Source organism: Mesorhizobium sp. B2-3-4, assembly GCF_006442315.1.
In the GTDB taxonomy this organism is placed as follows: Bacteria; Pseudomonadota; Alphaproteobacteria; order Rhizobiales; family Rhizobiaceae; genus Mesorhizobium.
Map to the genome: position 1 here is coordinate 1 of NZ_VFVY01000003.1, position 24,538 is coordinate 24,538.

A 24,538-nucleotide genomic window follows, 5' to 3' on the forward strand; every position below is an offset into this window, starting at 1 on the left:
CCCACCTGCCACCCCCACATCCCGCTGCATCACCGTCGCAAAAAACCCGTCCGTCCCATTCCGCGCCGGCGTCAGCGACAAGTAATCGCCATGCGCCGAGCCCGTCACCCCCGGCGCGGCCTCTTCCAATGGCACGACCCGGAAAGCCGGATGCGCCGCCAGGAACGCCCCCACCTGCTCCTCGTTCTCCTCCAGCAGCAGGGAGCAGGTCGCGTAGACCAGTCGGCCGCCGGGCTTCACCAGGCGCGAAGCACTCGCCAGGATGCGGGCTTGCAGCGCCACGAGATTGTCCAGTCCCTGCTCCTGCGCGCGCCAGCGGGCGTCGGGGTTGCGGCGCCAGGTGCCGGTGCCGCTGCAGGGCGCGTCGACCAGCACGCGGTCGAAGCCGGCCTTGTGGCGCTTGATCCACTTGTCCGTTTCGCTGGCCAGCAGCCGCGTCTCGATATTGTGCAGCCCTGCCCGGCGGAAGCGCTCGGCGCCGCGCTTCAGGCGGCCCTCCATCACGTCGCAGGCGACGACATGGCCCTTGTTGTTCATCTGCGTGGCGATGGCCAGCGTCTTGCCGCCGGCGCCGGCGCAGAAATCGACGACGCGCTCGCCCGGCCGGGCATCGACCAGCATGGCGACGAGCTGCGAGCCCTCGTCCTGTATCTCGACTTCGCCGCGCTGTAGCATCGGCAGGCCGGCCAGCGAGGGGCGCTCCTGCACGCGGATGCCCCAGGGCGCCATTTCAGACGCCTCGGCCGCCAGGCCAAGGCCCTTCAACGCGCCAAGCATGGCCTCGCGCGTCGACTTGATCGAATTGACGCGCAGGTCGAGCGGCGCCGGCGTCAGCAGCGCGGCCATTTCCTGCCCAAACGCCCGGCCGAAACGGCGCCGCAAGGGATCGGCCGCCCAGAGCGGGCATTCCAGGCGCACCTCTTGCGGCATGTCGGGATGGTCGATCGCGCCTCCCTGCAATTTGACCAGCAGCGCGTGCTCGTGATCGCTGAGGGCGGCAGGCGCGAATTTGGCGCCGTCGAACAGGCGTTTGACCTGATCGGGCGTCCTGCCCTGCTTGAGCGCGAGCCATGCCAGCAGCCGGTTGCGGGGCACGGCCTCGCGCCCATGCCGGGCCAGCCACCAGCCAAGCCGCGCATGATGGCGCAGCAGCGCATAGAGCAGCTCCAGGATCTGGCCACGGTCCCTGTCGCCGATATGGCGCCGGGCCCGAAACCAGGCGGAGACGACGGCATCGGCGGGACGCGCGACGCTGTCGACGTCCTGCATGAGTTCGATTGTGGCTTGCAGGCGGGTGGCTGGGGTCACGGACGGATGATCAGGCTGAAAAAAATTCAGATATAGGCGACGGAACCGCGCTTGGCCATCGAGCATATCGGCCCGCCGGCGGCGGCATGCGCAGCCATGGGCGAAATCACGGGGATGTCCGCCTCCGGGACGGCTGGAGCATGATGCCGAAAACCGTGAGCGGTTTTCGGACAGCAGCGTGCCTCCCTCTCTAACGGGTCTTCTGCACCCGCTTTTCGAGTTCGGCCGTGCGCGCGCCGAGATCGTCGAGCTCGAATCCCTGGGAGGTGAGGAAGGCGGCCGAGCCATTGTCCGGGTCGGCGGCAAGCCGGTGCGTTTCGCTGAGATGGTGCTTCAGCCAGGCGCGCTGCTCGCGCTGCAGCCGCGTCCGCCCGGCGCCATGTTCGCGCTGCATCAGCGTGGTGTAGGCCGCGTTCAGCCTGACATCGAACTTGTCGATCTGGGCTTTCCCGCAATCCAGCATCGCCTCGGTGACGCCGCCGGACCGGTCGATGCACGCTTTCATCTCGGCATCGCTTTGCGCCATCGCGGGATGGGCCGCGGTCATGACGGCAAGAGTGAGAAGGCAGGCGTATCGGCGCATGGGGCGGTTCCTCGATGCCAAAGCACGGGCCGCTACGCTAACGTCGCCCCTGGCCGGCAATAAGGCGAACCGGCCGGCATCTCGGGCACGATATGTTGCACCGTTTGCCGGCGCGTGAAGGCCTGCCGTGCCCCGGCTCAGCCGTAGCACCCGCGCTCGGCCGCCAGCCTTTTCACCAGCGCCGACACGGCATCGATGGCGGGCGTCGGCCTGTCCGTCAGCCGGCCGAGTTCCTGCACGGCGCTGACCAGCGCGTCGATCTCCATCGGGCGGCCGCGTTCCAGGTCCTGCAGCATCGAGGTCTTGTGCTCGCCGACATCGCCGGCGCCCTTGATGCGGCGGTCGACCTCGATGGGAAAGCGCACGCCGAGGCTCTCGCCGATCGCCTGGGCCTCCAGCATCATGGCGCGGGCAAGCGCGCGGGTGCCGTCATCGGCAACGATCGCGGCCAGCGTCGAGCCGGTCAGCGCCGAGATCGGGTTGAAGGAGAGGTTGCCCCAGAGCTTGATCCAGATTTCGCTGCGGATGTCCTCGCGCACCGGCGCCTGCAGGCCGGCCTTGACCATCTCGGCGGCCAGCAGCGTCACCCGTTCGCTCTTCTCGCCGGAGGGTTCGCCGAGCGAAAAGCGCCTGCCCTCGACATGGCGGATGAGGCCCGGCGCGTCGACCTCGACGGCGGGATAGACGACCGAGCCGATGACGCGCTCTGGCCCGATGCGCCGCCAGATGGCGCCGCCGGGGTCCACCGTCTCCAGCCTGGTGCCTTCGAGTGGGCCGCCGAGCCCGTGAAAATACCACCAGGGCACGCCGTTCTGCATGGTGACGACCGATGTATCCGGGCCGAGCAGCGGCGCGATCTGATCGCCCGGGCGCTGACGCTGAGCCGAAGCTGATCATCGCCGATGAGAGCGTGTCGGCGCTCGACGTATCGGTGCAGGCGCGCGTGCTCGACCTGTTGAAGGAATTGCAGCGCGAATTCGGTGTCGCCTATCTCTTCATCCGCACGACATGGCCGTGGTCGAGAACATCTCCGACCGCGTTGCCGTCATGTATCTCGGCCAGATCGTCGAGATGGGCACGCGCGACCAGGCCTTCTCCAACCCGCGCCATCCCTACACCAGGCGCCTGATCGAAGCCGTGCCGGTGCCCGACCCGGCCAGGCGAAGAAGCCGCTTCGCCAGGTTGGACCAGCAAATCCCGAGCGCCACCCGCAGGATCGGCGAAGCGCCGATGAAGCTGGCGCTCAACGATGTCGGCGGCGGCCACCTGGTGGCCGCCGGCGTCTGAGCCGATCGGATTCGTCGCCGCCGAACTCTCAGGATCGGCTTGTCTGCCGGCCCGGCCCGTGGGGCGCAGATGCGCCCTGGCTCAGTTCGGCAAGGTCGAATACTCGACCAGGAATGCGATATCGTCGACCTCTTGCAATTGCTGGCTTCCCACATCGAGCCGGAACGTCTGGTCGAGCGGGGTACCGCTGAAGACATTGAGCGGCATCGCCCCGGCGGAGCCATCGAAAGGTGCTGCGTTGGAGGCGGCCACGCCGTCCTCGAACGTAGCCGTGGCCGTGGTGCCATCGCCTGAGGTCAGCGTGGCCGTGGCCGGCCCTTTGCCCAACCATATCAGCGCCAGGTTGGCGATCGTTCGAACGCCGGCGGCCGGCTCGCCAACATCGGAGAGGTCGATCGTCAGTTGTGACGAGCTTCCCTCGCGAAGCGCCGAAACGCCCTCGGCATTGATCGTCGATCCGGCAAACAGCATGGCCCGGTTCGATGGCGCGGCAGGCGCAGGCTGGGCGAACGCATCGTCGTTGAAGAACGCGAACCCGTCGAAGGTAAGCAGCATGTCGGTCAGACCGGAGGCCGCGCCCGGCCCTGCGGCCAGCGCGACGTCCCAGCCGGTGGTGAAGCCGCTGCCTTCGAACTGCAGGAGTGTCTCGCCCGGCAACCCGAACGCATCCATGTCGTCCTTCAGGTCGAACTCGGAGATCGGCAAGGCGTCGGGGAACCGTATCAGCATCTGTTCGGGACTGCCGCTCCCGACGTTCACCGACGACACGCCGCGATTGCGCAGCGAACCGCGGATGAGGCTTGCACCGGTGGTCTGGCATCCGACGCTGACGCTACGGATACGGAAGCCGAAAAGGCCGGGATAAGCCACCCGCAGCAGGGCTTCCTCGGTCACGAAGCTGCAACGGCCGGTGCTCTTCAGAGCGCCGAAGGCAAGCGGAAAGTCGCGGGCAAGCGACAGCGTATGCTGGACGGGCATGGTCAGCTTGATGGCGAGCAGCCGGCTGTTTTCCAGCGCCGAGAGATCGGCTATCAGCAGGTCCGGGCCCATAAGACCGCGCATGGCCTTGGGCAGGTAGTTCTTCCTGATGATGGCGATGGCGCGCGCCTGTTCGAAAGCCAGCGCGCGCTCCGACAGCCAGCCCATGCGTGCGGCATTGTCGACGTAGTAACCCATGAGCTGCTCCGCAACCAGGGCGAGTTTCGACCAGGTCTCGACGCTCAGGAAACGGTCGCGATTGAAGCGGACGAGCGTATTGGCGTATTGCAGGTCCGCCTGCGCGATCTGCTGCTGGTACTGGGTGATGGAAACGCCGCGTTGGCGCACCTTGACCTGTGCCTGGGCGGCAGGCAGGGCTTCGTCCCGCAGTCGCTTGATTTCGTCACCGCGCCGGTTGGCCTCGGTTTCCATCGTCTCCATGCTCAGCCAGGAAACGTAGGTAAAGACGGCAAGGCCACCCAGCACCATGGCGCCCGAACCACCGACGGCGACAAGGCCTTTCGTCGCCTCGCCGCCGCCAGCCGCGCTGCCCTTGTCCTCCTTGGTGAGCTTTTCCAGTTCCTTCTTGACGCCGCCGGCGTAGTCCTTGAACTGACCCCACAAGCTGTCGTGATCGTCGATCTCCTGCTGCTTCTTTTCGATCTGCTTCTCGATCGCCTTGACCTGGTCCTGAGCCAGCTTCACATCGTTCTGCGCGATTGCGACCTGCTCTTCCGCGATCTTGGCGGTTGCCTTGCCCTTCTCGACCAGCAGCCCGGCATACATCCTGTCGAGCTGGGCCTGTTCGAAGCGATCCGTATAGGCGATGAAGTCGTTCTGAGCCGCCTTGGCCGCCGAGGCCAGGCTGTCCGCCGCGTCTTTCAAGGGACGGAACCGCAGGACCGGCACCATGTCCTCGCGCCAGCCATAGACGTTCAGTCCCTGCCGGATCAGGTACAGCCCGTAATTGGCCCTGGCGACCTGCGCGCGGATCGCCGGATTGCCGATAAGGGTCACCATGACCAGGATCGGCGATCCCTCCTTGGGATAGCTTGGTGCCGTGCCGGGCTCCACGCCGTGCAGGAGGAGTACGCCCTTGTAGAGTTCGCGCGCGCGACGAATGCTCGATGGTTCGTCGGTGCGGAAGAGTTGTTCGGCCCAGTCGAGCATTGCCCGGCCCTGCGCGAGGCGGAAGAAGCGCCATTCGCATGGCGAGATCGCGAGATTGCGCCTGAGTGTGCTGAAGGCGCGATCATCGCTTCCCGACGAGGCGGCTGGATAGGCATTTTTGCGCGTGCCGCTGCGTTCGTCGTATGTCACGGTCGTGGTGTAGGGCAGGCTTTCCAGTTGGAATATCCGCGATGATCCATTGTAGGGATCGGCGGTATAGGCCTCCGCGACGCCGACGAAATTCCCGGTGAGAAAGCCGAGTTGCCGGCACGCTTCGGCATAGTTCCGCGTCGCCTGCGCGATGCCGGCGCGCAGGAACGGCAGCATCACCTGCAGCACGTAATACAGCCAATGCACGTAAAGCGTTGCGGATGTGAGCGTCGAGATGATGCGGTTTGTGTCGTTGTCGAAACCCGAGGGATAGTTGAGCGGCAGGAAGTAAGGTGGCTGGAAAAACCCCTCGAGCGCGCTCAGGGCTTCGACGCTGTCGGTCGGCATTCCGGCCCGTGCCGGCAACGAGATGTCGCGATGGATCTCGGAGCCGCTGTTCCATTGAAACGAGAACGCCTCCTTGTACCAGTATCTGTTCAGCAGCTGCTTGAGCGTCGCTTGGGCCGCGACCTCGACGTCCGCCAGCGATGCCAGCGCCCCGTTGTAGTCGCCCTGGTCGATTTGGCCGACGGATTGCGTCAACTGGTCGGTGAATGCGAACAGCCCGACCAGGATCGACCCGACCCCATCCGATGCGGAGACCGAATGTTGCTCGGCTTCCGTGAAAGCCTTGCGCGCGTCGAAGTCTCGGCCGCCCATGAACGTCTGTACGGCTTCACGGAACTGCGCTGAAAAGACGGGGATCGTGCGCCGGATATCAAACGCATTCTCGCAATAGAAGGGCTGCTGTCGGTCGAGCCATTCCTCATACTGCAGATAGAAGGGCGCCGATCCGGCAAAGCCGGGCAAGACGATCGGGCGTTGCCTGTCCTGGCGCGCGTCAGGAGAAATCGGGTAAGGGTCGAACGGCGCCTGGAAACTGTCGGACAGAAAGCCGCGCAAGGCATCGACATTGAGTTGGATTCGCGACGTCCTGGCGCCGGCGTCCGGTTCGAAGTCGACGCGGAAGCGCTTTTGCAATTCCGAAGAGCCGACGCCGGAAAGCTGGACGAGCTTCGCCAGATAGCCGTCATCGCTTTCGGAACTCGCCTTGGCCGGCACCTGATTCGCGGTCTTGCCGAACCCGCCCTTGTCGCGCGACACCGTCAGCGCGGGCTTGAGGATCTCGGCCAGTAATGCAGCCGTCGACGTGAGCGCCTCGGAAGATGTCCTGAAATTCTGGTGCAACCGGTTGTCGAGTTGCTTCTCGAGCGTCGCCTTTGAGGGCTGCGCGTCACCCGGCGACGACGTTGCCCCGTGCATGAAAAGCGCGGCGTTGACCCACACACCGCGCAGATAGTCGCGATAAAGGCGCAGATTCGATTTCTTGCCGATATGGTCCCGGATCGCCCCGGTGAAAATCTCGCCTGTGACCGAGCCGGCCAGCGTTCCGGCATCGAGCTTGTCGAAATCGAGGAGCCGGCCCCAGTCCTCGCCGACACCGGCATCCTTGGCCGCGATGTCGAGGGCCTGCAGTGTCTTGAGCCTGGTAGCGACAGGCCATGATGCGGCGGGGCTGTCCGCCCAGGGAGCGGTCAGTTGCTCCCGCAGGTCCCTGGCGCTGGTGAGACGATTTGCAGCGAGGAACTCCGAGAGCAATTTGATATCGCCGCTCGCGGCAGGCTTCGCCTTGGGGTACAATTCGACCTGAATGACAAGGCCGGCCTGCGGCCCCGTTTTCATCTTGTAAGCGGGCGCCGCGATGCCCGCATCCACGACCTCGATGGTGGAGGATGAACCCGGAGATACGCCGAGCAGGCGATAGGCTTCGACAGCCTCGTCTTCGAGCGCCAGCGTGAATGTGCCGGCCCGACCGCTGACGGCTTCAGCCAACCTGGCCGTCCGGGCCTTGGACAGGAGCTTGCCGTTCAAGGTCGCGACCCAGGTCAGCCGAACCCCTGAAAGAGGTTGTCCTGTTTCCTTCTGGATGACCTTGCCGGAAAGTGTGACGGGAGTGCTCGGTGCGGCGGAAACGCCGATATTTTCAGAAAGCATTGAACCCTCGCTGACAAGACCCCGTTCCCGGGAGGTAGCGTAGGCAAGGTTCGGCCTCCGGCAAGTCGTCATATGCCGACAGGCGCGCTACATTCAACGATGCTGAATTAAGGGCCCGTGCAGCCTTTTCCCGGCCGCGTCACCCTCGGCCGTAGCAGCCGCGCTCCACCGCCAGCCGCCGCACCAGCGCCGACACCGCATCGATGTTCGGCGTGGGCTTGTCGGTAAGCCTTCCGAGCTCCTGCACGGCGCTGACCAGCGCGTCGATCTCCATCGGGCGGCCGCGTTCCAGGTCCTGCAGCATCGAGGTTTTGTGCTCGCCGACATCGCCGGCGCCCTTGATGCGGCGGTCGACCTCGATGGGAAAGCGCACGCCGAGGCTCTCGCCGATCGCCTGGGCCTCCAGCATCATGGCGCGGGCAAGCGCGCGGGTGCCGTCATCGGCAACGATCGCGGCCAGCGTCGAGCCGGTCAGCGCCGAGATCGGGTTGAAGGAGAGGTTGCCCCAGAGCTTGATCCAGATTTCGCTGCGGATGTCCTCGCGCACCGGCGCCTGCAGGCCGGCCTTGACCATCTCTCCGGCCAGCAGCGTCACCCGTTCGCTCTTCTCGCCGGAGGGTTCGCCGAGCGAAAAGCGCCTGCCCTCGACATGGCGGATGAGGCCCGGCGTGTCGACCTCGACGGCGGGATAGACGACCGAGCCGATGATGCGCTCTGGCCCGATGCGCCGCCAGATGGCGCCGCCGGGGTCCACCGTCTCCAGCCTGGTGCCTTCGAGTGGGCCGCCGAGCCCATGAAAATACCACCAGGGCACGCCGTTCTGCATGGTGACGACCGATGTATCAGGGCCGAGCAACGGCGCGATCTGGTCGAGCGCGGGGGTCAGCGAATGCGCCTTCAGCGCCAGCACGACATAATCCTGGACGCCGAGCTCCACGGCCTTCGCGGCGGCCCTGACCGGCGCCACGCTTTCCGCGCCGTCCTCGACCAGGCGCAGGCCGTCAGCCCTGATGGCTTCGAGATGCGCGCCGCGCGCCACGATCGACAGTTCGGTGCGGCCGGCGAGCGCGAGCTTGGCGGCGAGATAGCCGCCGATGGCGCCTGCGCCGAAAATGGTGATCTTCATCGTCAAAGCCCGAGCTTGGCGGCAAGCCCGATGCGCTGCAGCTTGCCGGTCGCGCCTTTCGGGATCTCGTCCAGGATCAGCACCTTGCGCGGCACCTTGAAGTCGGCGAGCCGCGTCGCGGCATGGGCGCGGATATCGCCCTCTGAGGCGCTCATGCCTTCACGCAGCACCACGGCGGCCGCCACCTCCTCGCCGAGCTTGTCATGCGGCATGGCGAAGGTCACCACCTGCGCCACCGCCGGATGGTCCATCAGCACCTCGTCGACCTCGAGCGGCGAGATCTTCTCGCCGCCCCGGTTGATGATCTCCTTCAGCCGGCCGGTGACCTTGAGATAGCCGTCGCCGTCGAGCACGCCCTGGTCGCCCGTGTGGAACCAGCCATGCGCGAAGGCCGTGGCGTTGGCGTCAGGGTTCTTCTCGTAGCCGGCCGTGACATTGGGCCCGCGAATGACGATTTCGCCGGTCTCGCCGGCCTGCATCAGCCGGCCATCCGGCGCCATGACGGCGACTTCGGGGCCGCCGGCGGCACCGACGCTGCCCGGCTTGCGCAGGCCGGGCGGCAGGCGGTTGGACGCCATCTGGTGCGCGGCTTCCGTCATGCCATAGGCCTCGATGACCGGGCAGCCGAAGGTTTCCTCCAGTTCCGCCATCACCTGCGCCGGCAGCGACGCCGAGGACGAGCGGATGAAGCGCAGCGCGGTCGCGGCCAGCACATCCGGATTGCGCGCCGCGCGCGGCAGGATCGCCTGGTGCATGGTCGGCACCGCCGTGTACCAGCTCGGCCTGGCGTCGCTCAGCCACTGGAAGAAGCGCAGCGCATTGAAGCCCGGCGTGCAGTAGATGCTGCCGCCGGCGGCAAGCGACGACAGCACCGCCGCGATCAGACCATGGATGTGGAACAGCGGCATGATGTTGAGGCAGCGGTCGCCGGCGCTCAGGCCGAGCGTCGCGCCGATGTGGCGGGCGGAGGCCGCGACATTGGCGTGGCTGAGCGGCACCAGCTTGGGCCTCGACGTCGTGCCGGACGTGTGCAGCAAGAGCGCGACGTCTTCGTCGCGCGCCATGTCGGGCGCCGCCTGCGGCCCCACGGCTGGGCCCTCGATGACGAAACCACCGGCAGGGGCGCCCGCCGGCACGACCAGCCGCAGCACGCCGATGCCGAGACGCTCGGCCACCGTCACCGCCGGTCCGCTCTCGTCGGCGGAAACGAGGATCGCCTTGGCGCCGATATCGCTGAGGTAGAAATCGAGCTCGTCCGCCCGGTAGGCGGGATTGAGGGGAGCCGTCGAGGCGCTGGCCGCCACGGCGACGAAGCTCGTCGCCATCTCCGGCCCGTTGGGCAGCACGATCGCCACCCGGTCGCCCCGGCCGATGCCGAGGGTGTGCAGCCGTTCGGCGGTCGTCGCGATCAGCTCGCGCAAGCCGCCATGGGTCAGCGTCGGTCTGTCGGGCGCCAGGATCGCCGGCGCGTTGTCGGCACCGGCTGCGAGGCGGCGGGAGAGGTCTTGTGATTTCGTGCTCATGGTCACCGACTATGTTTCAAAGCTTGTGAAAGTCCAGCGGAGGTTGGCGCCGCCCCTCATGCCCTGCCCGGCATTTCTCCCCGAAACGGGGAGAAAGAAGCTGGGGCGCGACGTCGGCTCTATCTCTCTTCTCCCCGTTTACGGGGAGAAGGTGCCAGCAGGCGGATGAGGGGCGGCGCCAAGTTCCGGAAATTACCTGCCGTTCCCGCGCCAATCCCATCAATATCCCAGCGCCATTCCATCCTTGCGCGGGTCCGAGGCGCCGGTCAGCGTGCCCTTCTCCCAGTCGATCAGCACCGCCTGGCCGCCGCCAAGCGGATGATGCGGCTCGGTGATGGCATGGCCGCGTCTGCGCAGTCCCTCGAGCGCCCCGGCGGGCACGTTGCGTTCGGCCTCGACCATGCCGTCATTGTAGAACACCCGGGGCGCGTCCAGCGCCTGCTGCGGGTCCATGCCGAAATCGATCATGTTGGTGAGCAGATGGACATGGCCGAACGGCTGGTAGCCGCCGCCCATGACCCCGAACGGCATCACCACGCGGCCGTTTTTCGTCGCCATGCCGGGCATGATCGTGTGCATCGGCCGCTTGCCGGGTGCGATGGCGTTCGGATGCGCCGGGTCGAGGCGGAAGCTCGAGCCGCGGTTCTGCAGCACCACGCCGGTCTTCGGGCCGACCACGCCGCTGCCGAAGGAATAATAGGTCGAGTTGATGAAGGAGACGGCATTGCGGTCGCGGTCGACGACCGAGATGTAGACCGTGTCGCTGCCGGGCAATTGCACGTCGGGCAGATGCGTCATGGCGCGCTCGCGGTCGATCTCGGCGCGCAGCCGGTCGGCATAGGCGCCCGACAGAAGCTGTTGCACCGGCACCGGCACATGGTCCTGGTCGCCGACGAAGCGGTCGCGGTCGCGATAAGCCAACCGCCCGGCCTCGATCTCCAGGTGCAGCCGCTCGGCGCCGTTGGGATCGAGCCCGCCAAGCTTGAAGCCCGACAGCACGTTCAGCATCAACAGCGCCGTCAGCCCCTGATTGTTCGGCGGCATCTGGTGGATGTCGTGGCCGCCATAGGAAATGCTGACCGGCGCCACATAATCCCCCCGGGTCGCCGCGAAATCCTCGTGAGAATGCAGCCCGCCCAATTCCCTGAGCCGGCGCACCATGTCGTCGGCCACCGCGCCCTCGTAGAACCCGGCGCGGCCCTTTCCGGCGATGATGCGCAAGGTGGCGGCGAGTTCGGGCTGGCGGTGGACATCGCCGGCACGGGGCGCCTTACCGCCGGGCAGGAAGATGCGCGCGCAGTGCTCGTCGGCCGAAAGATCGGTTTCCGGCTCGGCCCAGTCGAAGGCGACGCGGTCATGCACGACATAGCCGTTCTCGGCATAATGGATCGCCGGCGCCAGCACCGCGGCGAGATCCTTGCTGCCATGGTCCGCCAGCAGCCGGCACCAGGCGTCGATGGCGCCCGGCACGGTCACCGCATGCGGACCCTGCTTGGGAAGCTCGCCAAAGCCCTTGTCGCGGTACCAGCCGACGGTCGCGCCCGCCGGCGCGCGGCCGGAGCCGTTGAAGGCCAGCACCTCGCTTTGCCCCTTGGGGCAGTAGAGAACGAAGCAATCGCCGCCTATGCCGGTCGATTGCGGCTCGACCACGCCTTGCACCGCGGCGGCGCAGATGGCGGCATCCATGGCATTGCCGCCGGCGCGCAGCATCTCGATGGCCGCGAGCGTCGACAGCGGATGCGATGTCGCGGCGATCGCTTCGGTGGCACGGACCGGCGAGCGGCCGGGAAACTGGAAATCACGCATCTTGGTCTTTGTATCCCTTGGTCACTTCAGCGAATTGGTCCGGTGAAATCAATCCCGCCGGCCGAAGATCTGCGCCAGCGACAACAGCAGGACCGACAGCACGATCAGGCAGGTCGAGATGGCGGCGATGGTCGGGTCGATCTGGTCGCGCAGCGCGTTGAACATGCGGCGCGTCAGGGTCGTGGTCTCGCCGCCCGAGATGAACAGCGAGACGACAACTTCATCGAATGAGGTGATGAAGGCAAACAGCGCGCCCGAGACGATCGAGAAGCGGATCTGCGGCATGGTCACCTGCCAGAAGGCAGCGATGCGCCCGGCGCCCAGGCTGCGCGCCACCCGCTCCTGGTTCATGTCGAAACTGCGCAGGCCCGACAGCACCGTCAGCACCACCAGCGGCAGCGCCTGCACCGTATGCGCGATGACCAGGCCGGTCAGCGTGTTGTTGAGGCCGACGCGCGCATAGAGGAAGAAGGTGCCGATGCCGATCAGGATCACCGGGATGATCAGCGATGCGGTGAGCAGGGCGTTGATCGTGCCGTTGAAGCGCAGCGTGCCCCGGTTGATCGCATAAGCCGCCATCGTGCCGAGCGGCGTCGCCACCAGCACGGTCATGACAGCCACCTTGACCGAGACGATCGTGGCGTCGCGCCATTCCAGCGACTGGAAATAGCTTTCATACCAGCGCAGCGACCATTGCTGCGGCGGGAACTGCAGCAGCGTCGAATCCGAGAACGACATGATGACGATGATGACCGACGGCGCGATCAGGAACAGCAGCACCAGCCCGCCCAGCGCATAGAGCCACAGCCGCTGGCGGTGCGAGATAGGCAGTCCGACGCTGTCGCTCATCGCGAACTCCATACGCCGGTGGCGCGCGCGCCGAGCAGCCACTGGAACAGGCCCAGAAGCGCCAGCGTCACCACCAGCAGCACCACGCCGAGCGCCGCGCCTGCGCCCCAGTTGGAATAGAGGCTGGTGGTCTGTTCCATGCGCATCGCCCACATGACCACCTTGCCGCCGCCCATCAGCGCCGGCGTCACGAAGAAGCCGAGGCAGAGCACGAAGACGATGACCACGCCGGACGCGAGGCCCGGCAGCGACAGCGGGAAAAAAATCTGCCGGAAGGTGGCGGCCGGGCCGGCGCCGAGGTTCATGCCGGCGCGCAGGCAGTCGGTGTCGATCGTCTTCATCGAGGCATAGAGCGGCAGCACCAGGAACGGCAGAAGGATGTGCGTCATACCGATGACGACGCCCGAAAAATTATTGGCTAGCGACAGCGGCTGGCTGATCACGCCGAGATCGATCAGCCAGCTGTTGATCAGCCCCTTGCGCTGCAGGATCACCAGCCAGGCATAGGTACGCACCAGCACCGACGTCCAGAACGGCAGGATGACGAAGATCAGGCAGATCGACGCCGCCCGGCGCGGCAGTTGCGACAGCATGTAGGCCAGCGGATAGCCGAGCAGCACGCAGGCGCCGGTGACGATGAAGGCGACCTTGAAGGTGGTGATGAAGGTCTTGATGTAGGAAGCCTGTTCGAAGAAGCGGGCATAGTTGGATGCGCTCAGCGCGCCGGTCTCGTCGAACAGCGACAGCCAGAACAGCCAGCCGATCGGCACGATGATGATGGCGAAGACCAGCAGCAGGCTCGGCGACAACAACCCCAGCAGCCTGAGCTGCTCGCGCCGCGCGTCGGCGCGCAACGCCCCGGCGTTGAAATCGCGGCCGGCGCCGATCGCTTCCGGGAGGGCGGATTGCGCGGCCATCAGTCCGCCGCCACCAGGATTGTGTCCTGCGCATCGAGGCCGAGCGTGACCGGCTGGCCGGGTACCGGCAGCCTTGCCAGCACGTCGCTGCGGCAATAGTCGCGCAGCGTCAGTTGCCGGCCGTCGCGCAGCGTCGCGTAGCAGACGAAGCTGTCGCCCTGGTAGATGATGTCGCTGAGCGTGGCGCCGAGCACATTGACGCCGTCGGCCGGTTCGGCTGCCGTGACAAGACGCAGCTTCTCCGGCCGCACCACCATCACATATTGGCCCGGCGCGGGCGAAGGTGCTGCGGTCCGGATCTTCCTGTCCTCGTACCAGACCGAACCGTTGCGGCTTTCGACGGGCACGAAATTCGATTCGCCGATGAAGCCGGCGACGAATTGCGTCTTCGGCGCGGTGTAGAGGGTCTCCGGCCGGTCAAGCTGCTCGATGCGGCCGCCGTTCATGACCGCGATGCGGTCCGACATGGTGATCGCCTCGCGCTGGTCGTGGGTGACATAGACCGTTGTCATGCCAAGCCGCCGGTGCAGCGCGCGCAATTCGATCTGCATATGCTCGCGCAGGCCCTTGTCGAGCGCCGACAGCGGTTCGTCCATCAGCACGATGCGCGGTTCGAAGACGATGGCGCGCGCCAGCGCCACGCGCTGGCGCTGGCCCCCGGAGAGCTGGTCGACGCGCCGTTCGCCGAGGCCCTGCAGCTTCACCATATCAAGCGCATTCTCGACGCGCCTGGCGGTCTCGCCCGCCGCCACGCCGCGCTGCTTCAGCGGAAAGGCGATGTTGTGAAACACGTTCATGTGCGGAAACAGCGCATAGTTCTGGAACACCATGCCGATGTTGCGCCTGTGCGGCGGCGTGGCGATGATCTCCTCCTCGCCGACCTTGATCGATCCGCCATTGGCCCGCACGAAACCGGCGAGGATCATCAGCAGCGTCGTCTTTCCCGATCCGGAGGGGCCGAGCAGCGTCAGGAACTCGCCGGGCTCGACATCGAGGTTCAGGTCGCGCAGCACGGTGACGCTGCCAAATCGCTTCTCGATCCGGCGCATGCCGATAGGCAGCGCGGATGGTGCAATGGACAAGATCATTTTCTCCTGGGCCGGGGCAATGGGGGCCGGGCGCGCGTGTCGCCCGGCCTGTCTCGTCGCAGCTATTGCTGGATCAGATTGTTGAACTTCTCCGTCGCCTCGACGAGGTTGTCACGCCAGAACTCGGCATCCTGCAACACCTGCTTCTTGACGTTTTCGGGCGCCGAGTTGATGTCCTTGATCCTGTCCTGCGGGATCTTGCCGGTCTCGAACGCCTTCTCGTTGACCGGGCCGTTGTCGACATAGAGCGGCAGGTTGGCCTGCAGCTGAGGGCTGACGAACATCGCCAGCGCCTTCATCGCCGCTTCCTTGTTCTTGGAGCCCTTGGGAATGACCATGCAGTCGGCGGTGAGCACGCCCTGGTCGAAGGAGAACGACACCGGCGCGCCTTCCTTCTTCAACGTGCCGGCGCGGCCGTTCCAGATGCTGGCCATGTCGACCTCGCCGTCCTTGACCAGCTGCATGGCCTGCGCGCCCGACGTCCACCAGGCATCGACATGGCCACGGATCTTGTCGACCGATTTCAGCGCCCCGTCTATGTCGACGGGATAGACCTTGTCGATCGGCAGGCCCGAGGCGAGTGCCGCGACGCTCAGCGTCTCAGTCGCCTGGCTGCTCGAAAGCGCGCGCCGGCCCGGAAACTTCTCGACGTTCCAGAAATCGGCCCAGGTCTTGGGGCCTTTGTCGCCGAACACATCGGTCCGGTAGATCAGCACGACGGAGGTGTAGGAAATGCCGACCCAGTCGTCATGGACCAGCTTCGGGTTGATGCCGCTCTTGTCGATGACGCCGTAGTCCAGCTTCTCGAACAGCCCTTCCTTCGAGCCGCGCGCGCATTCGTCGGCGCCAAGCTCGGTGATGTCCCACTTCACTGCATTGCCGGTAACCTGCAGGCGCACGTCGTCGAGCCCGTTGGTGGTGTCCTGCTTGATGGTGATGCCGAGGGCCTCGGCGGTCGGGGTGAAGAAGGCCTTGGTCTGCGCCTCCTGATAGGTGCCGCCCCATGAGGCGACGGTGATCGTATCGGCGGCAAAGGCGGGGACCGCGACCGTGGCCATGAGGCCGGCCATCGCCGCAAAGCTAATGTTCCTGATCCTGTTCATTTCGGTTCTCCAACCGGGTGTTCCCATTGTTTTTGATTTCGCATGCGATTTTGTATACAATTATGAGTGTAGCTTCGGAAGCGGCGTTGTCAACACCGCTTGCTGCATCCTGGATTGGCGGCGTGGGTAGCGGACAGGGCGTGGCAAATCACGCCGACTTTGACTACAGCTACGCTTGGGAAGACATCGACTTCCGGTGCTAGGACCGGGGAACTGGAAACGGAACTTGGCCAAGGAAACCAAAAACACGCTGCGCGACTCGGTCTATTCCGCGCTCAAGGCGATGATCGTGACCGGCCAGATCCCGCCGGGCTCACGCGTCACCGAGAGCGACATCGCGGCAAAACTCAATGTCAGCCGCACGCCGGTGCGCGAAGCCTTCAACCGGCTGGAGCGTGACGGGCTGGTCACGGGCCGGCCGCGCCAGGGCTATGCCGTCACCGAGTTCGACATCAACATGTTCCGCGAGGCCTTCGACATCCGCGAGCTGCTCGACGGCCACGCCACCGAACTCGCGGCGGCCGCCGCGACCGAGAAGGACAAGGCGCGGCTGCGCGCCATGCTGGCCGAGTGCGAGCGGCTGGCCGCCATTCCCGACCGCACCACGCGCGAAAAATTCCAGGAACTGGAGGTCGGCATCGACCTGCACCGCGTCATCGCCGAAATCAGCGGCAATGTCATGCTGCACGGCATGCTGTGCGGCATCCTCGACAAGTGCCAGCACTATGTCTGGACCGAATTGTTGTGGCTCGACGAATGGAAGATCGCGCGCGACGAACATGCCGAGATCATCGAGGCGATCTGTGCCGGCGACGCCGTGAGGGCCGGAGCGCTGGCCCGAGCGCACGTACGCGGCTCGCGCGAGAACGTTCTGCGCCTGCTGCAGGCGAAATCGGACTATCAGAGCTTTCTGGCCAAGGCGTCCTGAGCGGGGCAGCCCCTACCAGGCCCAGCCGCCCTTTGCGAGCGTTGCCACCGCATCGACGATCCGGGTGAAGCTCGCGCGGGCGCGGCCGACGCTGTGCCGGGCCCGGAGATAGCCGTGCACCAGGCCGGGCTCCTCGAACCAGTGAGCGCGCCCGCCTGCCGCGACGGTGCGGTCGCGATACGCCTCGCCATCGGATGACAGCGGATCGCACTCGGCGGTGATCAGCACGGTCGGCGGCAGATTGGCGAAATCGGCGTCGGCGAGCGGCGACAGGGTGATGTCGCCGGTCCGGTCCGCGCCGCCGGTGCGGATGTGCTTGTAGAATTCGAGGTCGCGCATCGTCAGCATCGGCGCCTCGGCATGCTTGATATAGGAGCCGGTCGAACGGTCGCCGCCGAGACCGGGATAGATCAGCACCTGGCCGATCGGCTTCTTCGCATGACCGCGCGTTGCATGCGCTATCGCCGCGCAGAGATTGCCGCCGGCGCTGTCGCCGCACAGCACGACCGGGCGGTCATAGGTCCTGGCCGCCCATTCGAAAGCGCCCATCGCATCGTCGAAAGCGGCTGGATGCAGGTGTTCCGGCGCCAGCCGGTAATCGACCGAGACCACCTCATGGCCGGTGCGGCCGCAAAGCTCGGCGCAGACATCGTCATGGCTGTCCAGCCCGCCAAGGATGAAGCCGCCGCCGTGGATGTAAAGCACCATCGCCGCATCGTCCGGCGTCGCGTTGCGATAGATGCGGATCGGGATATCGTGCGCGGGCGCCGCGACAACCGTCGTCTCGGCCGTCACGCCTTGCGGGTAGCCGGCAAAGAACTCGCGGCACATCAGGTCATAGATCTCGCGCTGCCGCGCGATCGTATAGTCGATCGTATCGGGCGGATAATAGGAATTGGTCCGCTCGATGAAGGCCCAGGTCTCGGCGTCGATGAGTGTTTTGTAGTCGGTCATGCTGGCTGTGCCGATCCGCGGGATCACTTCCCCTTCCACACCGGATCGCGCTTCTCGGCAAAGGCCCTGAAGCCTTCCATATTGTCTTCCGATCCATAGAGCGCATCGACGGTCGGCAACTGCCGGCGCGTCACCTTGTTCATGGCGTCCTGGAAGGTCAGCGCCTCGGCCACGCGTGCGGTCTCCTTGATCGAGGCGAAGACCAGAGGCGGCCCGCTGGCAAGCAGCCGGGCGATTTCCCAGACGCGGTCCTCGAGCTTGTCCTTGGGCAGCACCTCGTTGACCAGGCCCCAGCGATGCGCCTCGGCGACGTCCATCCAGCGGCCGGTGAACAAAAGGTCCATGGCGATGTGATAAGGAATGCGCTTCGGCAGCTTGATGGTCGCGGCGTCGGCCAGCGTGCCGGCGCGGATCTCCGGCAGCGCGAAGGACGAATGGTCGGAGGCGTAGATAAGGTCGCAGGACAGCGCGAGCTCGAAGCCGCCGCCCACCGCCATGCCGTTGACGCAGGCGATGACCGGCTTGTTGAGATCACGCAGTTCCTGAAGCCCGGCAAAGCCGCCGACGCCATAGTCGCCGTCGACCGCGTCGCCGCCCGCCGCCGCCTTCAGGTCCCAGCCTGCGCTGAAGAACTTGTCGCCTGCCGTCTTGACGATGGCGACGCGCAGTCCGGAATCGTCGCGGAAAGCCTTGAAGGTTTCGCCCATCAGCCTGGAGGTCTTCAGGTCTATGGCGTTGGCCTTGGGCCGGTCCAGCGTGACTTCGAGGATCGCGCCTTCGCGGCGGGTGGTGATGACGTCAGACATTCTTCTTCTCTCCAAGCACCAGCAAGGCATCGGCGATCCAGGCGCCTTTGCCTTCCGAGCAGACGATCAGCGGATTGATGTCGAGTTCCTCGATCTCGCCGGCATTCTTCTGTACGAAATCGGCAATGCCCGAGATGGCGTCGATGGCCGCCTTGACGTCGGCCCTGGGCCGGCCGCGATAGCCTTCCAGCAACGGATAGAGCTTCAGCCCGCGCAGCGCCGCCTCGATGTCGTCGCGCGTCGCCGGCAGCATCAGCGTGACGCTGTCGCGCAGCAGCTCGACCAGGACGCCGCCGGTGCCCAGCGTCATGACCGCGCCGAACATAGGATCGCGGGTGAAGCCGACGATCAGTTCGGCGACGCCGTCGCGCACCATGCGTTCGGCATAGAGGCCGGTGCCGAGCGGCAGAAGATCGTGCGCCGCGGCGCTGACCGATTCCGCGTCCTTGAGGTTGAGCCTGACGGCGCCGACCTCGGATTTATGGGTGACGCCAAGGGCCTTGAGCGCGACGGGGAAGCCGAGCGCCATCGACGAGATCACCGCCTCGACCGCATTGCCGGCACGCTCGCCCTTGGGCACCGGCAAGCCGGCCTTGATCAGCCGCGCCTTGGCTTCGGCCTCGTCGGGCGTGACATGATCGCCGCCGGCTGCGCCCGAGGCCGAAATATCCACCGGCTGCGCCTGCGGCTCGCGCCAGGCCCAGCCGATGAAGGCGGCCGCCTGGGCCGCGTCCATCGCTTCGGAAATGCCGAACAGCGGCACCATGCCGCGCGCCATCAGCTCGGCGGTGTATTCCTCCGGCAGGTTCTCCGGCAGCGAGGAGACGATGGCGCCATGCGCCTTGTTGGTCTTCAGGGCCGATTCGAAGGCGCGCAACGTCGCCCACCAGTCGGTCACCGAGCAGCGGTCGGGGCGCGGGAAGTCGAGCACCAGCATGTTGAGGTCGAAGCCGCCCGACACCATGGCGGTGAAGGTGGCCGTCATCGCCGGCTCGTTGTTCCAGATGAAGGTGTGATAGTCCAAGGGATTGGCGACCGCGACCAGCGGCCCGAGCGTCGATTTGACATGGGCGCGATGGGTGTCGGTCAGCACCGGGAAGTTGACCCAGCGGCCTTCGGCGCTGTCGGCCATGACCGACGCTTCGCCGCCGGAGCAGCTCATCGACGACAAGGTGTAGCCGGGCAGCGGTCCGGTGATGTGCAGCAGCTTCAGCGCCTCGATGAAGGCGGGGATGGAATCGACGCGCGCGATGCCCAGTCGCTTCAGGAACGCGCCCGATGCCGCGTCCGAGCCGGCAAGCGAGGCGGTGTGCGAGACGGTCGCCTGCCGCGCCTGTTCGGAGCGCCCGACCTTCATGGCGATGATAGGTTTCTTCAGCTCTCGCGCCCGCGCCGCCAGCCGCTCGAAGCCGGCTACCGAGTCGAAAGCCTCGATGTGCAGGCCAAGCGCGGTGACGCGTTCGTCCTCGATAAGGCCGAGCGCCATTTCCGACAGGCCGGTCTGCGCCTGGTTGCCGGCAGTCATCAGGAAGGCGATCGGCAGGCCGCGCTTCTGCATCGTCATGTTGATGGCAATGTTGGACGACTGGGTGATGATGGCGACGCCCTTGCCGCCCTCCGCCAGCCTTATGCCGCCATGCTGGTCGGGCCACAAAAGCGCGCCGTCGGCATAATTGATCAGGCCGTAGCAGTTCGGGCCGATGATCGGCATCTGCGCGGCAGCGGCCACCAGTTCGGCCTGCAGACGCTCGCCGTCCTCGTCATAGGCCTCGGTCTCGAGGAAGCCTGCGGCAAAGCAGACGGCGCCGCCGGCGCCGCGCTCGGCCAGCGCCTTGATGACCTCGATGGTCAGATGGCGGTTGACGCCGACAAAGGCCGCGTCCGGCGCACCCGGCAGGTCGGCGACCGAGCGATAGGCCTTGCGTCCGGCGACCTCGTCCTTGGTCGGGTGCACCGGCCAGATCTCGCCGGCAAAACCCATCTTGATCGATTGCGCCACCACGGCGGCGGCCTGCACGCCACCGAACACGGCGATCGATTTCGGGCGCAGGAGACGTTCGAGTTTATGCATGGTCATCTTTTCGTTTCGAGCATGATTTTCCAGATCGGCGTCCGGCCTTCGGGGAAGTATGCTCTAAGCTCCGAACGGACGCAGCAGCGCTCGCGAAATAATATGTCGCTGAATCTCCGACGTGCCTTCCCAGATGCGCTCGACGCGGGCATCGCGCCAGATGCGCTCCAGCGGCAGGTCGTCCATCAGCCCCATGCCGCCATGGATCTGGATCGCCTCGTCGGCGACATAGGCCAGCATCTCGGTGGCCTTCAGCTTGGCCATGGCCATGTCCTGGTCGGTGACGGTGCCCTGATCGTACTTCCAGCCGGCTTCGAACACCATCAGATCGGCGGCCTTGAGTTCGGTGGCCATGTCGGCGAGCTTGAACGACACGCCCTGGAACTTGCCGATCTGCTGGCCGAATTGCTGGCGCTGCGCGGCATATTCGATGGCATGGCCAAGCGCCCGCTCGGCGCGGCCAAGACACGTGGCGCCGACCTGCAGGCGTGTGGCGCCGAGCCAGGAATTGGCGACGTCGAAACCCTTGTGCACCTCACCCAGGACCTGGGATGCCGGCAGCCGGCAATCGTCGAATTCCAGGATGGCGTTGGTGTAGCCCCGATGCGAGACGTTGCGATAACCCTCGCGCACCGAAAACCCCTTGGTGCCCTTGTCGACGAAGAAGGCGGTGATCTTCTTGCGCTTGCCGCGCGAGGTCTCTTCCTCGCCCGAAGCCATGAAGACGATGGCGAAGTCGGCGAGATCGGCGTGGCTGATGAAATGCTTGGTGCCGTTCAGCACCCAGTCGTCGCCATCCTGCACCGCTGATGCCTTCATGCCGCGCAAGTCCGAACCGGCGCCGGGCTCGGTCATCGCCAGGCAGTCCCATTTCTCGCCGCGGATGCAGGGGAAAAGGTATTTTTCACGCTGCTCCGGCGTGCCCGCCAGCAGGATGTTGGAGGGGCGAGCCACACAGGTCCAGTGCAGCGCGTAATTGGCGCGGCCGAGTTCCTTCTCGTAGAGCAGCCAGGTCACCGTATCGAGACCGGCGCCGCCGACATCGGCCGGCATGTTGGCGGCATAGAGCCCGGCCTCGATCGCCTTGGCCTTGATCTCCTCGATCAGCTCGCGGCGCAGCACGCCGGTGCGTTCGACCTCGCGCTCGTGCGGGTAGAGCTCGTTCTCGACGAAGGCCCGCGTCGTATCGACAATGAGTTTCTGCTCTTCCGAAAGACCGAAATCCATCACCTCAGCCCTTCTTCTTTTTCTTCGGCTTGTCCGCCTTCTTCACCGGCTTGGCGGCCTTGGCCTTTTCCGCCGCCTTGGAAGCCACGGGCTTCTTTGCCGCCAGCTTGGCCAGCTGTTTGGTGTAATCCTTGTGCAGCGCGCCGGCGCCCCAGCCCTTGCCTTTGTTCTGCTTCGACAGCGCGTCCATGATGGCGACCAGATTGTCGTCGCGGATCTTTTCCAGCTCGCGGATCGACAGGCCGTGCGCCTGGTCGTCCGACTGGGTGGCGATCAGGTCGACCAGTTCGTCATTGAACTCCGGCACATCCATCAGCTTGGTCCACGGCCATTTCAGGCAGGGGCCGAACTGTGCCATGAAGTGGCGCATGCCGGCCTCGCCGCCGGCGACGCGGTAGACCTGGAACATGCCCATCTGCGCCCAGCGCAGGCCGAAGCCGTAGCGCATGATATCGTCGAGTTCCTCGACCGTGCAGATGCCGTCCTTGATCAGCCACAGCGCCTCGCGCCAGGCGGCTTCGAGCAGGCGGTCGCCGACGAAGGCTTCGATCTCCTTGCGGATGACCACAGGCTTCATGCCGATCGAGGCATAGATCTCCTTGGCGACCTCGACCGCCTCCGGGAAGGTCTGGTCGCCGCCGACGATCTCGACCAGCGGCAGCAGATAGACCGGGTTGAAGGGATGGCCGACGACCAGCCGTTCAGGATGCTTCTTCATCGCCACCTGCATGTCGGTCGGCTTGATGCCCGACGTGGAGGAACCGACAATGGCGTTGGCCGGCGCATGCGCGTCGATCTCGGCCAGCACCTTGTGCTTGAGGTCGAGCCGTTCCGGCACGCTTTCCTGGATGAAGTCGGCGTCGGCCACCGCCTCGGCGATGGTCTTGGCGAAGGTCAGCTTGCCCTCCTTCGGCAGGCCGCCTGGCACCATCTGCCTGTAGGCGCGGCGTGCGCCCTTCATCACTTCCGAGACCTTGCGCGAGGCTTCCGGGTCCGGATCGAAGATCGACACGTCGATGCCGTTGAGCAGCAGCCGCGCCACCCAGCCGGCGCCGATGACACCGCCGCCGATGGCGGCCGCCTTGTTGATGATGCTCATGCGGAAGCTCCGGTTCTGCTCTTGGCGGTTTCAGGATCGGTGAGAGGCACGCGCTCGCCGGCGCGGATCACGGCCGGGTCGTAGGCCTTGCGGGCGAAGACTTCGAGCACGAAGGGCCGAAAGAACTCGATCGGCAGCGTCTCGTAATCGGGATCGAAGCTCGACTGGTCCCAGCGCTCGCAGAACTGGTCGCAATCGTCGAAATAGGCATGACCGGCGAAGCGGTCGCGGGCGTGCCGGTTGCCGCCCAGATGATGCGCGTAATAGAGCCGCTGGAAATCGCCGTGCTTCTCCACCACCCAGGTGCATTGCTCGCGCACGAACGGCTTCAGGATCGATGCGGCGTATTCGTCGTGATTGTAGGGCGCGTAGATATCGCCGATGTCGTGCAGCAGCGCGCAGGCGATCCAGTCTGTGTCGGCGCCGTCGCGAAAGGCGCGCGTCGCCGCCTGCAGCGAATGGCCAAGCCGGGTGATCTTGTAGCCCGACAGGCCCTCGTCGAGCTGTACAAGCGCATCGAGCAGCCGGTCGCCGGTCTTGGCGGCATAGTCGATTTCATGGGCGGTCAGGAACTCGTAATCGTCCCTGTCGCCATCCTTCATCGCGGTGAATTTTACAGTAGTCATATCGACCCTCCCCGCGAATAATTTATGCCGCGATCGGCGCCCGCTTGGTCAGGTTCAGCTTCTTGCGCACTTCCTCCGGCCCGAGGATCCGGGCGCCGAGATTGGTGACGATCGAGGCCGCGCGCTCGACCAGCTGTGCATTGGTCGCCAGCACGCCCTTGTCGAGCCACAGATTGTCTTCCAGGCCGACGCGGACATTGCCGCCGGCCAGCACCGCGGCCGCCGCATAGGCCATCTGGTTGCGGCCGATGGCGAAGGCCGACCAGTTCCAGGTTGACGGCACGTTGTTGACCATCGCCATGAACGTGTTGAGGTCGTCAGGCGCGCCCCATGGCACGCCCATGCAGAGCTGCACCAGCGCATCGGCGTTGAGCACCTTCTCCTCGACCAGCTGCTTGGCGAACCACAGATGTCCGGTATCGAAGGCCTCGATCTCGGGCTTGACGCCGAGCGCCGTCATCATGCCGCCCATGGCGCGCAGCATGCCGGGCGTATTGGTCATCACATAGTCGGCCTCGGCGAAGTTCATCGTGCCGCAGTCGAGCGTGCAGATTTCGGGCAGGCACTGGCGCACATGCTCCATGCGGTTCGAGGCGCCGCCCATGTCGGTGCCTCTTTCATTGAGCGGCAACGGCGCTTCTGGCGAGCCGAACACCATGTCGCCGCCCATGCCGGCGGTGAGGTTCAGGATCACGTCGACTTCCGCCGCGCGGATGCGCTCGGTCACTTCACGGTAGAGATGCACGTCGCGCCGGGGCTTGCCGGTCTCGGGGTCGCGCACATGGCAATGAACGATCGCCGCGCCTGCCTTGGCCGCATCGATGGCCGAATCGGCGATCTGCTTGGGCGAACGCGGCACATGGGGGGAGCGATCCTGCGAGCCGCCGGATCCGGTCACGGCACAGGTAATGAAGACCTCACGGTTCATCGCAAGCGGCATCGAA

The 24,538-nt window shown here is 65.7% G+C and carries 18 protein-coding genes and 2 pseudogenes; 2 read left to right on the top strand and 18 right to left on the bottom strand.

Features of this window, described 5'->3' with window-relative positions:
- The 3 genes and pseudogenes from FJ967_RS06195 to FJ967_RS06205 all read right to left on the bottom strand — a co-directional run.
- On the bottom strand, positions 1-1,308 hold a 1,308-nt coding region (locus tag FJ967_RS06195; RefSeq protein WP_140730837.1), incomplete at its 3' end, for an RsmB/NOP family class I SAM-dependent RNA methyltransferase.
- Positions 1,309-1,498: 190 nt separating this feature from the next.
- The gene (locus FJ967_RS06200; protein ID WP_140730838.1) at positions 1,499-1,891 is read right to left on the bottom strand and encodes a lysozyme inhibitor LprI family protein; all 393 of its coding nucleotides are present in this window, start codon (positions 1,889-1,891) and stop codon (positions 1,499-1,501) included.
- A gap of 137 nt (positions 1,892-2,028) precedes the next feature.
- Positions 2,029-2,754: pseudogene (locus FJ967_RS06205) on the bottom strand (2-dehydropantoate 2-reductase); the annotation flags it as partial.
- Here FJ967_RS06205 and FJ967_RS06210 point away from each other — a divergent pair.
- Positions 2,734-3,178: pseudogene (locus FJ967_RS06210) on the top strand (ABC transporter ATP-binding protein); the annotation flags it as partial. The pseudogenes FJ967_RS06205 and FJ967_RS06210 overlap by 21 nt on opposite strands.
- An 81-nt stretch (positions 3,179-3,259) precedes the next feature.
- On the opposite strand, the gene FJ967_RS06215 reads toward FJ967_RS06210, so the two are convergent.
- The 8 genes from FJ967_RS06215 to FJ967_RS06250 form a co-directional block, all read right to left on the bottom strand.
- A complete protein-coding gene (locus tag FJ967_RS06215; protein WP_140730839.1) occupies positions 3,260-7,471 on the bottom strand; it encodes a hypothetical protein in 4,212 nt (1,403 codons plus the stop codon).
- A gap of 139 nt (positions 7,472-7,610) precedes the next feature.
- Positions 7,611-8,597, bottom strand: a complete 987-nt coding sequence (locus FJ967_RS06220; protein ID WP_140730840.1) for a 2-dehydropantoate 2-reductase — start codon at positions 8,595-8,597, stop codon at positions 7,611-7,613.
- Between the two features lie 2 nt (positions 8,598-8,599).
- On the bottom strand, positions 8,600-10,120 hold the full coding sequence (locus FJ967_RS06225; RefSeq protein WP_140730841.1) for an acyl--CoA ligase: 1,521 nt from the start codon (positions 10,118-10,120) through the stop codon (positions 8,600-8,602).
- A gap of 219 nt (positions 10,121-10,339) precedes the next feature.
- Positions 10,340-11,926 carry a gamma-glutamyltransferase gene (ggt, locus tag FJ967_RS06230; RefSeq protein WP_140730842.1) on the bottom strand — a complete coding sequence of 529 codons (1,587 nt, stop codon included), beginning with the start codon at positions 11,924-11,926 and terminating at the stop codon, positions 10,340-10,342.
- A 48-nt stretch (positions 11,927-11,974) separates the two neighbouring features.
- Positions 11,975-12,775, bottom strand: a complete 801-nt coding sequence (locus FJ967_RS06235; RefSeq protein ID WP_140730843.1) for an ABC transporter permease — start codon at positions 12,773-12,775, stop codon at positions 11,975-11,977.
- Complete coding sequence (locus tag FJ967_RS06240) at positions 12,772-13,692, bottom strand: ABC transporter permease (RefSeq protein ID WP_140730844.1); 921 nt, start codon at positions 13,690-13,692, stop codon at positions 12,772-12,774. The genes FJ967_RS06235 and FJ967_RS06240 overlap by 4 nt, the downstream gene beginning before the upstream one ends.
- Positions 13,692-14,774 carry an ABC transporter ATP-binding protein gene (locus FJ967_RS06245; protein WP_140730845.1) on the bottom strand — a complete coding sequence of 361 codons (1,083 nt, stop codon included), beginning with the start codon at positions 14,772-14,774 and terminating at the stop codon, positions 13,692-13,694. Before FJ967_RS06245 ends, FJ967_RS06240 begins: the two co-directional genes overlap by 1 nt.
- A 68-nt stretch (positions 14,775-14,842) precedes the next feature.
- Entirely contained in the window at positions 14,843-15,883 is a 1,041-nt protein-coding gene (locus tag FJ967_RS06250) for an ABC transporter substrate-binding protein (RefSeq protein WP_140730846.1), read from the bottom strand.
- A gap of 226 nt (positions 15,884-16,109) precedes the next feature.
- On the opposite strand from FJ967_RS06250, the gene FJ967_RS06255 reads away from it, so the two are divergent.
- Entirely contained in the window at positions 16,110-16,811 is a 702-nt protein-coding gene (locus FJ967_RS06255) for a GntR family transcriptional regulator (RefSeq protein WP_181175687.1), read from the top strand.
- Positions 16,812-16,823: 12 nt separating this feature from the next.
- On the opposite strand, the gene FJ967_RS06260 is transcribed toward FJ967_RS06255, so the two are convergent.
- The 7 genes from FJ967_RS06260 to FJ967_RS06290 form a co-directional block, all read right to left on the bottom strand.
- Positions 16,824-17,765: an alpha/beta hydrolase gene (locus FJ967_RS06260; protein ID WP_140730848.1), complete on the bottom strand. Its 942-nt coding sequence runs from the start codon at positions 17,763-17,765 to the stop codon at positions 16,824-16,826.
- A 23-nt stretch (positions 17,766-17,788) separates the two neighbouring features.
- Positions 17,789-18,571 carry a carnitinyl-CoA dehydratase gene (locus FJ967_RS06265; RefSeq protein WP_140730849.1) on the bottom strand — a complete coding sequence of 261 codons (783 nt, stop codon included), beginning with the start codon at positions 18,569-18,571 and terminating at the stop codon, positions 17,789-17,791.
- Positions 18,564-20,642 (bottom strand): acetate--CoA ligase family protein, encoded by a 2,079-nt coding sequence (locus tag FJ967_RS06270; protein ID WP_140731134.1) that lies wholly within the window; start codon positions 20,640-20,642, stop codon positions 18,564-18,566. The genes FJ967_RS06265 and FJ967_RS06270 overlap by 8 nt, the downstream gene beginning before the upstream one ends.
- Positions 20,643-20,705: 63 nt before the next feature.
- Positions 20,706-21,869 carry an acyl-CoA dehydrogenase gene (locus FJ967_RS06275; protein ID WP_140730850.1) on the bottom strand — a complete coding sequence of 388 codons (1,164 nt, stop codon included), beginning with the start codon at positions 21,867-21,869 and terminating at the stop codon, positions 20,706-20,708.
- Between the two features lie 4 nt (positions 21,870-21,873).
- Complete coding sequence (locus FJ967_RS06280; RefSeq protein ID WP_140730851.1) at positions 21,874-22,968, bottom strand: carnitine 3-dehydrogenase; 1,095 nt, start codon at positions 22,966-22,968, stop codon at positions 21,874-21,876.
- Entirely contained in the window at positions 22,965-23,594 is a 630-nt protein-coding gene (locus FJ967_RS06285; RefSeq protein ID WP_140730852.1) for an HD domain-containing protein, read from the bottom strand. The genes FJ967_RS06280 and FJ967_RS06285 overlap by 4 nt, the downstream gene beginning before the upstream one ends.
- A 22-nt stretch (positions 23,595-23,616) precedes the next feature.
- On the bottom strand, positions 23,617-24,534 hold the full coding sequence (locus tag FJ967_RS06290) for a 3-keto-5-aminohexanoate cleavage protein (protein WP_140730853.1): 918 nt from the start codon (positions 24,532-24,534) through the stop codon (positions 23,617-23,619).
- Positions 24,535-24,538: the final 4 nt, after the last annotated feature.

Coding starts and splice junctions, on each gene's coding strand:
- FJ967_RS06240 (WP_140730844.1), bottom strand. CDS start 13,692: ATGGCCGCGCAATCCGCCCTCCCGGAAGCGATCGGCGCCGGCCGCGAT.
- FJ967_RS06285 (WP_140730852.1), bottom strand. CDS start 23,594: ATGACTACTGTAAAATTCACCGCGATGAAGGATGGCGACAGGGACGAT.
- FJ967_RS06220 (WP_140730840.1), bottom strand. CDS start 8,597: ATGAAGATCACCATTTTCGGCGCAGGCGCCATCGGCGGCTATCTCGCC.
- FJ967_RS06250 (WP_140730846.1), bottom strand. CDS start 15,883: ATGAACAGGATCAGGAACATTAGCTTTGCGGCGATGGCCGGCCTCATG.
- FJ967_RS06275 (WP_140730850.1), bottom strand. CDS start 21,869: ATGGATTTCGGTCTTTCGGAAGAGCAGAAACTCATTGTCGATACGACG.
- ggt (WP_140730842.1), bottom strand. CDS start 11,926: ATGCGTGATTTCCAGTTTCCCGGCCGCTCGCCGGTCCGTGCCACCGAA.
- FJ967_RS06280 (WP_140730851.1), bottom strand. CDS start 22,968: ATGAGCATCATCAACAAGGCGGCCGCCATCGGCGGCGGTGTCATCGGC.
- FJ967_RS06270 (WP_140731134.1), bottom strand. CDS start 20,642: ATGCATAAACTCGAACGTCTCCTGCGCCCGAAATCGATCGCCGTGTTC.
- FJ967_RS06200 (WP_140730838.1), bottom strand. CDS start 1,891: ATGCGCCGATACGCCTGCCTTCTCACTCTTGCCGTCATGACCGCGGCC.
- FJ967_RS06260 (WP_140730848.1), bottom strand. CDS start 17,765: ATGACCGACTACAAAACACTCATCGACGCCGAGACCTGGGCCTTCATC.
- FJ967_RS06265 (WP_140730849.1), bottom strand. CDS start 18,571: ATGTCTGACGTCATCACCACCCGCCGCGAAGGCGCGATCCTCGAAGTC.
- FJ967_RS06290 (WP_140730853.1), bottom strand. CDS start 24,534: ATGCCGCTTGCGATGAACCGTGAGGTCTTCATTACCTGTGCCGTGACC.
- FJ967_RS06215 (WP_140730839.1), bottom strand. CDS start 7,471: ATGCTTTCTGAAAATATCGGCGTTTCCGCCGCACCGAGCACTCCCGTC.
- FJ967_RS06225 (WP_140730841.1), bottom strand. CDS start 10,120: ATGAGCACGAAATCACAAGACCTCTCCCGCCGCCTCGCAGCCGGTGCC.
- FJ967_RS06235 (WP_140730843.1), bottom strand. CDS start 12,775: ATGAGCGACAGCGTCGGACTGCCTATCTCGCACCGCCAGCGGCTGTGG.